Below are 9471 nucleotides of genomic sequence, written 5' to 3' on the forward strand. Positions count from 1 at the left end.
TCAGCCGGCGGATGCCTCCGAGGGCGGGGATGGTGTGACGATAGTGACCTTCAAACGAGGGGAGCCGGCGGCCAGGCCGTGAACCCCTCCGGTGACGGTCACCTTGAAGGTGACCGTCACCTATTTTGCCAGCACGTTCGCCAGCTTGAGCAGGGAAAGGTCCAGCGGCTTAGTTTTGCTGACCACTTCCTTGAGCGGTGTGGTGGCGATATCCCCTTTGATCCAACCGACCAGCACCCCAAAGTTGCCCTGCAGGAGCTGTTCCACGGCCGCGGCGCCCAGGCGGGTGGCCAGGATGCGATCCGAGGCGCTGGGTTCGCCGCCGCGCTGGACATGCCCTAATGTGGTGACCCGCAGGTCAAAGCCCAGGCGCTCGCGGTGCTTCTCGAAATAGCGTTCGAGCGCCGCGGCGTTATATTCCGCTCCCTCCGCCACCACGATGATGGCGTGCGGCTTGCCGCGCTGATAGGCCAGGCGGATCTCCTCCGCGATAGCCTCCGGGTCCGTCTCCACTTCCGGGATGACGACCGCCTCGGCGCCGCCGGCGATGCCGGCCATCAGCGCCAAATACCCGCACTTGCGGCCCATCACCTCGACCAGAAAGGCGCGCTGATGGGACGAAGCGGTCACCTTCAGCCGATCGATCGCCTCCAGCGCGATGTTCAGCGCCGTGTCCACACCGATGGTGATGTCCGAGCCGTACAGGTCGTTGTCAATAGTGGAAGCGATGCCGACGACCTTCACGCCCATCTCAGAGAGGGCGTAAGAGCCGGACTGGGAGCCGTTCCCGCCTATGACCACCAGGGCATCAATATCATTTTGATTGAGGGCGCGCACTGCTTCCAGGCGCGTGGCTTCTTTTTTGAAATCCTCACAGCGGGCACTGCCCAGGATGGTGCCGCCGCGCTGGATGATGCCGCCGACATCGCGGGCGCCCAGGGGGACGAAGTTGCCGGCCACCAGGCCGGCGAACCCCCGCCGCACTCCCCATACCTCCAGACCGCTGGCGATGCCTGTCCGCACTACCGCTCGGATGGCGGCGTTCATGCCCGGGGCATCGCCGCCGCTGGTCAGCACTGCGATTCGCTTCATGTTCTTCTCCTGATCCTGCCAAAGGTGATGGCGTTGAAAAGGCACTGCCGGCAACCCCGGTCCACGCTCTCGTCCCAGCGCCGGCATGTCCTGGGTCCGGATAGCAACACCCATTATATGCCGGCGAGCTTGGGCCGGCCAAATCCGGGGACCATACTGATCCAGCACGCCGCATTTCCACGACTTCTCGACACCCCCATGGCGCGTTGTTGTCAAAATTTACCACTTACATTATAATTGTCCCTTGCATTTTTACTGTGAGTATGGAGCATGAGGCTGCTGAGGCGCTGTCTGACACTGTTGACACTGCTGATCGTGAGCACGGCCTTTCCCGCCCAGGCGCAGACGCCTGTGCGCCTGGACGAAATGTCGGTTGCCCTCTGGCCGGAATACGATAGGCCTGGTGTGCTGGTCATTTACAGCGGCACCCTGGCGGAGGATGTGCCGCTCCCTGTCACCATCACCTTTGCCATTCCGGCGTCGGTGGGTACGCCAAGCGCCACCGCCGGCGTGGATGACCTGGGCAGTTTCCGCTACCGCAAGTATGAACTGCGCACCCAGGGCGACAGGCTCCTGGTGAGCTACAGCCTGCCCTACCGCCGGTTCCAAATGGAGTATTACATTGACCTACTGGCCGGCCAGGGAAGCGACAAGGAATTCACCTTCACCTATCAGGCGGACTACCCGGTGCGCGATTTCCGGTTCGAGGTGCAGGAGCCGCTGGGCGCCAGCGGTTTCCAGACCGAGCCGGCGGCCGGCAGTGTGGTCACCGAGGCACAGCTCCCCCTGCATCTTGTCCCGATCGGCGCGCTGGAGCAGGGGCAGTCGGCCAGCGTGACGGTGCGCTATCAGCGCGAGGAGCGCCGGCTCTCGGCGGAGATCCTCGGCGTCCCCACGCCTGGGCCGGCAGAGTTCGAGGATGCGCCGCGCGCCGGCGGAGGCATCCCCACCACTACCGCCATTGTCCTTGGCGGCTCGCTGATAGCAGTGGGGCTGGCCCTGGGACTGTGGATGTGGACACGCTCCCGCGTCCCCGCCGGCGCCAGCCGGCAGGCCCGGCGCTACGCGGAGCGGCGCACAGCGGGCCGGAAAGCGAAGAGGGCGTCGCGCCGGCCGGCCGCGGCGCCCAAACCGAAGCCAGGCGATGTGGTCGGCTACTGCCATCAGTGCGGCCGGCCCCTCAAACGGGACGAAGTCTACTGCCCTAACTGCGGCACCCGCAGAAAACTGCCGTAAGGATGCTGATTTGACGGAGGAAGGGATGACGACGGAAGGACAAGGACATGACATGGAAATGCCGGCGGCGAGCAAGCCCCGCCCCACCAAGTTCATCGTGGGTGGGTTCATCATCGTCGCCGTAGTGGTATACCTGATTGTCTCCAGCCTAGGGGGCTCCACCGCCTACTATCTGACCGTGGCCGAACTGCGGGCCAAGGGGCCGGCGGCCGTGGGCCAGAAGGTGCGGGTCAGCGGTGTGGTGGACGGCACCACCATCCAGTACGACCAACAGAACCTGATCCTGCGCTTTGACATCGTGGATAACAGCGGCCGCCTGCCGGTGGTGTATCACGGCCCGCGGCCGGATATGTTCCAGGACCAGGCAGAGGCGGTGGTGGAGGGGAAGCTGAACGCCGACGGCGTGTTCGAGGCTTCCAACCTACTGTTGAAATGCCCTTCGAAATATGAGGCCGCGGCGACCGCTACCGCATCCCCGCGGTAAGGGACCGCCGGCGCACACTTCGAGTGAGAGGCGCGCATGATCGCAGACATCGGATATGGTGCCTTACTGCTGGCATTCTTGAGCGCCGGCTACGCCGCGCTGGCTTTTGTCCTAGGCCAGCGCCGGCGCTACCCGGAGCTGATCCGCTCCGCCGAGAACGGCTTCCGCATGGCGGCGCTGTGGGTAGCCGCATCCTCCCTCATCCTGCTCTACCTGCTGGTCAGCCGCGATTACCAGGTGCGCTATGTGTTTGAGCATGTGAGCAATACCCTGCCGCTGGCCTACGTGCTCTCCGCCTTCTGGGCCGGCCAGGAGGGCTCCCTGCTCTTCTGGCTCCTGCTGGTGAGCATGGCCGGCCTGGTCGTGCTGTACAGCCAGCGCGACGCCGCGGCCCAACCCCTGCGCCCCTATCTGCTGGCGACCATCGCGGTCGTCCAGACCTTTATGGCGCTGGTGCTGATCCTCCCCAGCAATCCCTTTGCCCTGCTGACGAACCGGCCGGCGGATGGGCTGGGCCTCAACCCACTGCTGGAAAACGTGGGCATGATCTTCCACCCGCCGACGCTGTTCATCGGCTATGCCCTGTACACCATTCCCTTCGCCTTCGTGCTGGCCGGCATCCTCAGCGGACAGCCCAGCGATGCCTGGATGGCGCGCGTGCGCCGCTGGAGCCTGATGGCCTGGCTGTTCCTGAGCATCGGCATCATCCTGGGCGCCTGGTGGGCCTACATTGAGCTGGGCTGGGGCGGATACTGGGCCTGGGACCCGGTCGAGAACTCCTCGCTGATACCCTGGCTGGTGGGCACGGCGGCCCTGCACTCCGCGGCGGTGCAATCCCGACGGGGCATTTTCCGCACCTGGACGGCGGTGCTGAACATCCTCACCTTCGGACTGTGCATCTTCGCCACTTTCGTCACCCGCTCCGGCGTCATCCAGTCGGTGCACGCCTTCGAGCGCTCTTCCCTGGGCTGGTACTTCGCGGCCTTCCTGGCCGTTGCGATGGCCGGCAGTCTGGGACTGCTGGCAGCACGCCGGCGCGCCTTCGCCGATAACTACGCCCTGGAGTCGTACCTCTCGCGCGAGGCCGGCTTCCTCATCGGCAACCTCCTGCTGGTCGGCGCGGCCGCCGTCGTATTCCTGGGCACCATTTTCCCGGCCATCACCGAACTGGTCCGCGGACAGCAGGTGGCGCTGGACGCCGGCTTCTACAACCGTTCCTTCGGCCCCATCGGTCTGGCCATCATCCTGCTCTTCGGCGTGTGCCCGGTCCTGCTCTGGCGCCGAACCACCCTGGCCCAGCTTGCCCGCCGGCTGATCGCGCCGGCGGCTATCGCCGTGCTGACCGTCATCGTTCTGGCGGTCTTCGGCCGGCGGGAACCGATCGCGCTGGTGGGCTTCGGGTCGGTGGCCTTCGTGGCCGGCAACATCCTGATGGAGTTCGGCAGGGGCGCGCTCGCCCGCATGCGCTCCGCCGGCGAGAACCCGGTCACCGCCCTCTTGCGGGTGGTGGGGCGCGACCGCCGGCGCTACGGCGGCCTCATCGTCCACCTGGGCATCCTGCTCATCGTTCTGGGCGTGGTCGGCTCCGGCGTCTACAAGCAGGAGTACCAGACGGTCATGAAGCCCGGCGAGACGCTGGACATCGCCGGCTATACGGTGCAGTATGTGCAGTACGTGGACCAGGAACTGCCCGACAAACAGCGTTTCGCCACCATCTTGCGGGTCTCCCGCCCCAATGGGGCTGCGCGGGAGCTGGTGCCGGAGAAAAACTTCCACTGGAACGTGGAGCAGTGGGTCTCGGAGGTGGCGGTGTGGAGCCGGCCGGCGGAGGACTTTTACGTCATCCTGGCCGGCCTGAGCAGTGACGGCACCGCGACCTTCCAGTTTTTGCAGGAACCGCTGATGCTGTGGATGTGGATCGGCGGCGGCGTGATGGTGCTGGGCACCCTGCTGGCCTGGTGGCCGGCGGGAGAACGCCGGCGCCGCCGTGCCTCGGACACAGCGGAAGGATAGGACGGGAGAGATGCTGTCAATCATTATTTTCCTGTTGATGGCCGGCCTGACGGTCTTCATGCTGGTATATCCCCTTTGGCAGGGAAGTTCAGCGGCGCACCCCCTGCCGGCCGCCGCGGCGCCGCGGGCCAATGCCGGCAAATGCGTCACCTGCGGGCGTGTCCTGGAGCCGGACGAGCGCTTTTGCCCCCAATGCGGCACGCCGGCGGGACTGCGCTGTCCGCAGTGCGGCAGGGCGCTGGCCGGCGATGAACGCTTTTGCCCCGGCTGTGGGACAAAGTTAGGGGGATCGCGATGAGGAACGCGCTTCGCTTCATCCTGACAGGCATACTATTGCTCATCGGGCTTGCGGCAGTGCCGGCGGCCGGCGCGCAGGCCGGCGGCACCATCAATGGGGTGGTCATGCTGGCCTCCACGAATACCCCTCTGGCGGATGTGCTGGTAACGCTGGATTGGTACGAGGGCACGGCACTGAAGCAGACGCTTCAGACCCAGACCGACGCCGGCGGGGGGTTTTCGTTCACCGGGCTGGCACTGGGCGAAGAGAACGTATACACGGTGAGCGCGCTGTACCAGGATGTCGCCTACGCCGCGGATATGATCACCCTGACCGCCGATGCCCCGCAGAAAACGGTGCGCCTGGACGTATACGAGACCACCGACGATGACAGCGGCATCGTCATTGCGCGCGCCCATCTCATCATCAGCCCGCTGAACGAGGGGGTGCAGGTCGGGCAGATGTTCATCCTCTCCAATACCGGCGACAAGACCTTCATCGGCAAGCCCCTGCAGGAAGGCGGCCGGCCGGTGACCTTCCGCATGTATCTGCCCAAGGAGGCGGATCAGCTCACCTTTGACGCCGGCGCCTTGGGGGAGCGCTTCATCAGCGTGTCGGACGGCGTGGCTGACACCATGCCCATCCCGCCTGGCCAGTCCAGCGCCCAGGTGGTGCTGTCCTACACCCTGCCGCCGCAGGGCAGTCCCTGGTCCATGGACTATACCCTGTATTACCCGGTCAAGAACCTGAACGTGCTGGTATCCATGGGCTGGATCGTGGAGGGCGCGCCGCTGGAATTCGCCGGCACCATGGGCGGCGAAATGCCGTTCCTGAATTACGCCGCCCGGGACCTGCCCGCCAACACCACCCTGCACCTCACGTTCAAATCGGGCGCGCCCGCCGGCGGCATGGGGAGCACTACCGCGACCGCCGCGCCGGCCGGCAGTTCCCAGCGCACCCTGCTGGGCATCGCCATCGGGCTGGGGGCGCTCCTGCTCATCGGCCTGGTGACCTATCCGGTATGGATACCGGGGAGGCAGGGACGGGCATGACGTCGCAGGCGAAACGCTGGCCGGCGGTGGAAGCGCGCGGCATCAGCAAGGCCTTCGGCCGCTACCGGGTCCTGCGCGGGGTGGACCTGCGCATCGAGCAGGGGGAGTTCCTCGCTCTGCTGGGACCGAACGGCGCCGGCAAAACCACCTTCCTGCGCATCCTGGCCACCTTGAGCCGGCCCAGTGAGGGCCGCGCCTGGATCAACGGCCAGCCGCTGGACGGCGACACGCGCCGCGTGCGCCAGCAGATCGGCCTGGTCTCCCATCAGACGTTCCTGTACGGCGATTTGACCGCCGAGGAAAACCTGCGCTTTTACGGCCGGCTGTATCGGGTGCCGGCGCTGGAAGAGCGCATCGCCGAATTACTGCAGCGCGTCGGGCTGTATGAGCGCCGGCATGACCCCGTGCGCACCTTCAGCCGCGGCATGCAACAGCGCCTCTCCATCGCGCGCGCTGTCCTGCATGACCCGCCCGTGCTCCTACTGGACGAGCCGGACACCGGCCTGGACCAGCAGGCGGCGCGCATGCTGCGGGAACTGCTGTCGCTGATGGGGGCAGAACAGCGCACCATCCTGATGACCACGCATCAGTTGGAGCGGGCGCGCGAGATGAGCACACGGGTAGCCATCCTCGCCGGCGGGCAGATCCGCTGGGATTCGCCCACGGCGCATCTCTCGACGGCAGAACTGACCGAGGCCTATATGGAACTGGTGGAACGCCGGCCAACCCAGCCTCTAGGAGCTTCCGCATGAGCAGTGCCTGGCAGGCGGTTTGGGCCATCGTCAAAAAGGACATCCTGGCCGAACTGCGCACGAAGGAAACGCTGAGCATGATGCTCATCTTCGTGCTGTTGGCCGTCTTTATCTTCAACTTTGCCTTTGACCTGCGGGTGGAGAACGTGCGGGAGGTCGCGCCGGGGGTGATGTGGGTGGCATTCGTGTTCGCCGGCGTCCTGGGGCTGAACCGCTCCTTCATCCAGGAGGCAGACAAAGGATGCCTGGACAGCCTGCTGATGACGCCGGTGGAGCGCAGTGTAATCTACTTCGGCAAGATGCTGGGCAATCTGATTTTCATGCTGGTGGTGGATGCCATCGCCCTGCCGGTCTTCTCCGTACTGCTCAACCTGGCGCTGGTGCGCTGGGACATCGCGCTGATTGTGGCGCTTGGCACACTTGGCTTCGCCGGCGTCGGCACGCTCTTTTCCGCCATGACCGCCAACACGCGAGCGCGCGAGGTGATGCTGCCCTTGCTGTTGTTCCCGGTGGCCCTGCCGCTGGTGCTGGCGGCAGTGAAGGCCACCGCCGGCGTGCTGGACGGCGCCGGCCTGCGCGAGGTCGCCAACTGGCTCAATCTGCTCATCGGCTATGATGTGGCCTTCCTGACGATCTCATATCTGACCTTCGACTATGTGGTAGAAAGCTGATGGGAGGAATCTCCGATATGGAACGCTGGGGGATAAGCAAAATCGCGATCGTCCTGCATGGGCTGACCGGCGCCGCCATCCTGGTGGCGTTGTACATGGCCCTGGTCTTCGCGCCCACCGAGGCCACCATGGGCCACGTACAGCGCATCTTTTACTGGCATGTCGCCACCGCCTGGGTGGGGTTCTTCGCCTTCTTCATCACCCTGGTGGCCAGCATCGCGTATCTGCGCACCGGCCGGCGGCGCTGGGACATCGTGGCGCTCTCGTCGGTGGAGATCGGCCTGGCCTTCGCCGTCATCATGACGGTGACCGGCTCCCTGTGGGCCAAGCCGGTCTGGAACACCTGGTGGACCTGGGAGCCGCGCCTGACGACGGTCGCCATTATGCTGTTGATTTACGCGACCTATCTGCTCCTGCGTCGGGTGATCGAGGACCCCGGCCGGCGCGCCCGCTTCGCCGCGGTGTACGGCATTGCCGGCTTCGTCAGCGTCCCCATCACCTTCATGGCCATCCGCTGGTGGCGCACTATCCACCCCGTCATCTTCAAGAGCGAAGGCTTCGATCTGACGCCGGCCATGTTGGCCGCGCTCATCGTCTCGGTGTTGGCCTACTCCCTGCTGTACGTTTCCCTGCTCCTGCTCCGCACCCAGCTCGAGTTTCTCAGCGATGAGGTGGCGGAACTGCGGGAATCCCTGGACGAATAAGGAGAAGAGAAGATGACATACCTGGTTGCGGCCTATGCGGTCATGTGGTTGATCACGTTCATTTTTGTGCTCAGCATGGCGATGCGGCAGAGGCGCCTGGCGGCGGAGCTGGAGGCGCTGAAAGAGCGCTTGCAGGAGACGAAGCGCTATGGGGAATAGACGAGCGCCGGGAGCGCGCCGGCGCGCCGTCCTGCTGGTCGGCCTGCTGGCGCTGGGGGCCTTCCTGAGCGCCTGCGGGACGAACCCGCCCCAGGCGGCCGTCACCATACCCGCGCCAGCCGTCTCCACCCCGCCGCCCACTGCCACCTGGGTGCCCATGCCTACCGACACCCCGGTGCCGACGGCCACGCCATCGCCGGCGCCGGCCTCCCCAACCAAGCTGGCCGTCGCCCCATTGCCCGGGGCGCTGGCGCCCGATTTTGTGGTGAGCGACCTGGAGGGCAACCCGATCCAGCTCAGCGCGTACCGGGGCAAGCGGGTCCTGCTCAATTTCTGGGCCACCTGGTGCCCGCCCTGCCGCTATGAGATGCCGGCCCTCCAGGAGGCCTACACCGCCTTTGCGGACGACGACTTCGTCATCCTGGGCATCAACTACCTGGAGGCCGGCGAGGATGTACGGGCCTTCATGGAGAGTCTCAGCCTGACCTTCCCGGTCGGCATTGACAGCAGTGGAGAGGTATTTCGGGGCTATCGGGTAGTTTCCATCCCCACATCCTTCTTTATCAACCGCGATGGTGTGATCATCGCCCTATACCGCGGCCCATTGACGAGAGAGGCCATCGAACAGGCCCTAGCTAAAGCACCGTGACAGGCGGGAGACAGCGGTCATGAAATATGCCCCGGAGCGACATCACCGCCGTTCCCTTCGCCTCCCCGGGCACGACTACGCCTCAAGTGGGGCATATTTCGTGACCCTGGTGACATATGAACGGGCATGCTGGTTCGGCGAGGTAGTGGATGCGGGGGCCAATTTTCAGGTTGTGCTGAGCAAATACGGCAGGATCGCTTGGGAAGAATGGTTTTGCACCGCCCAGCGCCGGCCCAACGTGATCCTGCATGCAGACGAATTTGTCGTCATGCCCAATCATGTGCACGGGATCATCTGGATCATAGAGGACGAGGTAGGGGCGCAGCGACGCTGCGTCCCTACAATGTATGACCACAATCCCTCCCTAGTATGTTGCTCCCGG

The 9471-nt window shown here is 65.2% G+C and carries 11 protein-coding genes; 10 read left to right on the forward strand and 1 reads right to left on the reverse strand.

From position 1 onward, the window contains the following. Positions 1 to 120: 120 nt before the first annotated feature. Complete coding sequence (gene pfkA / locus H5T60_07765; protein ID MBC7242327.1) at positions 121 to 1092, reverse strand: 6-phosphofructokinase; 972 nt, start codon at positions 1090 to 1092, stop codon at positions 121 to 123. Between the two features lie 270 nt (positions 1093 to 1362). Between pfkA and H5T60_07770 the strand changes: the two genes are divergently transcribed. The 10 genes from H5T60_07770 to H5T60_07815 are packed head-to-tail and all read left to right on the forward strand — an operon-like array spanning position 1363 to position 9089. Continuing rightward, positions 1363 to 2328 (forward strand): hypothetical protein, encoded by a 966-nt coding sequence (locus H5T60_07770; GenBank protein ID MBC7242328.1) that lies wholly within the window; start codon positions 1363 to 1365, stop codon positions 2326 to 2328. 25 nt (positions 2329 to 2353) lie between these two features. After that, entirely contained in the window at positions 2354 to 2812 is a 459-nt protein-coding gene (locus H5T60_07775) for a cytochrome c maturation protein CcmE (protein MBC7242329.1), read from the forward strand. Between the two features lie 36 nt (positions 2813 to 2848). Beyond that, positions 2849 to 4825: a heme lyase CcmF/NrfE family subunit gene (locus tag H5T60_07780; GenBank protein ID MBC7242330.1), complete on the forward strand. Its 1977-nt coding sequence runs from the start codon at positions 2849 to 2851 to the stop codon at positions 4823 to 4825. Between the two features lie 10 nt (positions 4826 to 4835). Continuing rightward, positions 4836 to 5123 carry a zinc ribbon domain-containing protein gene (locus H5T60_07785; GenBank protein MBC7242331.1) on the forward strand — a complete coding sequence of 96 codons (288 nt, stop codon included), beginning with the start codon at positions 4836 to 4838 and terminating at the stop codon, positions 5121 to 5123. Then, the gene (locus tag H5T60_07790) at positions 5120 to 6154 is read left to right on the forward strand and encodes a carboxypeptidase regulatory-like domain-containing protein (protein MBC7242332.1); all 1035 of its coding nucleotides are present in this window, start codon (positions 5120 to 5122) and stop codon (positions 6152 to 6154) included. Before H5T60_07785 ends, H5T60_07790 begins: the two co-directional genes overlap by 4 nt. Next, a complete protein-coding gene (gene ccmA, locus H5T60_07795) occupies positions 6124 to 6906 on the forward strand; it encodes a heme ABC exporter ATP-binding protein CcmA (protein ID MBC7242333.1) in 783 nt (260 codons plus the stop codon). The genes H5T60_07790 and ccmA overlap by 31 nt, the downstream gene beginning before the upstream one ends. After that, positions 6903 to 7577: a heme exporter protein CcmB gene (locus tag H5T60_07800; GenBank protein MBC7242334.1), complete on the forward strand. Its 675-nt coding sequence runs from the start codon at positions 6903 to 6905 to the stop codon at positions 7575 to 7577. The genes ccmA and H5T60_07800 overlap by 4 nt, the downstream gene beginning before the upstream one ends. Positions 7578 to 7594: 17 nt before the next feature. Further along, positions 7595 to 8281: a cytochrome c biogenesis protein CcsA gene (gene ccsA, locus H5T60_07805; GenBank protein ID MBC7242335.1), complete on the forward strand. Its 687-nt coding sequence runs from the start codon at positions 7595 to 7597 to the stop codon at positions 8279 to 8281. Between the two features lie 12 nt (positions 8282 to 8293). Then, positions 8294 to 8440: a CcmD family protein gene (locus tag H5T60_07810; GenBank protein ID MBC7242336.1), complete on the forward strand. Its 147-nt coding sequence runs from the start codon at positions 8294 to 8296 to the stop codon at positions 8438 to 8440. After that, entirely contained in the window at positions 8430 to 9089 is a 660-nt protein-coding gene (locus tag H5T60_07815; protein MBC7242337.1) for a redoxin domain-containing protein, read from the forward strand. Before H5T60_07810 ends, H5T60_07815 begins: the two co-directional genes overlap by 11 nt. Positions 9090 to 9471: the final 382 nt, after the last annotated feature.

This window comes from Anaerolineae bacterium (genome assembly GCA_014360855.1).
Taxonomy (GTDB): Bacteria; Chloroflexota; Anaerolineae; order JACIWP01; family JACIWP01; genus JACIWP01.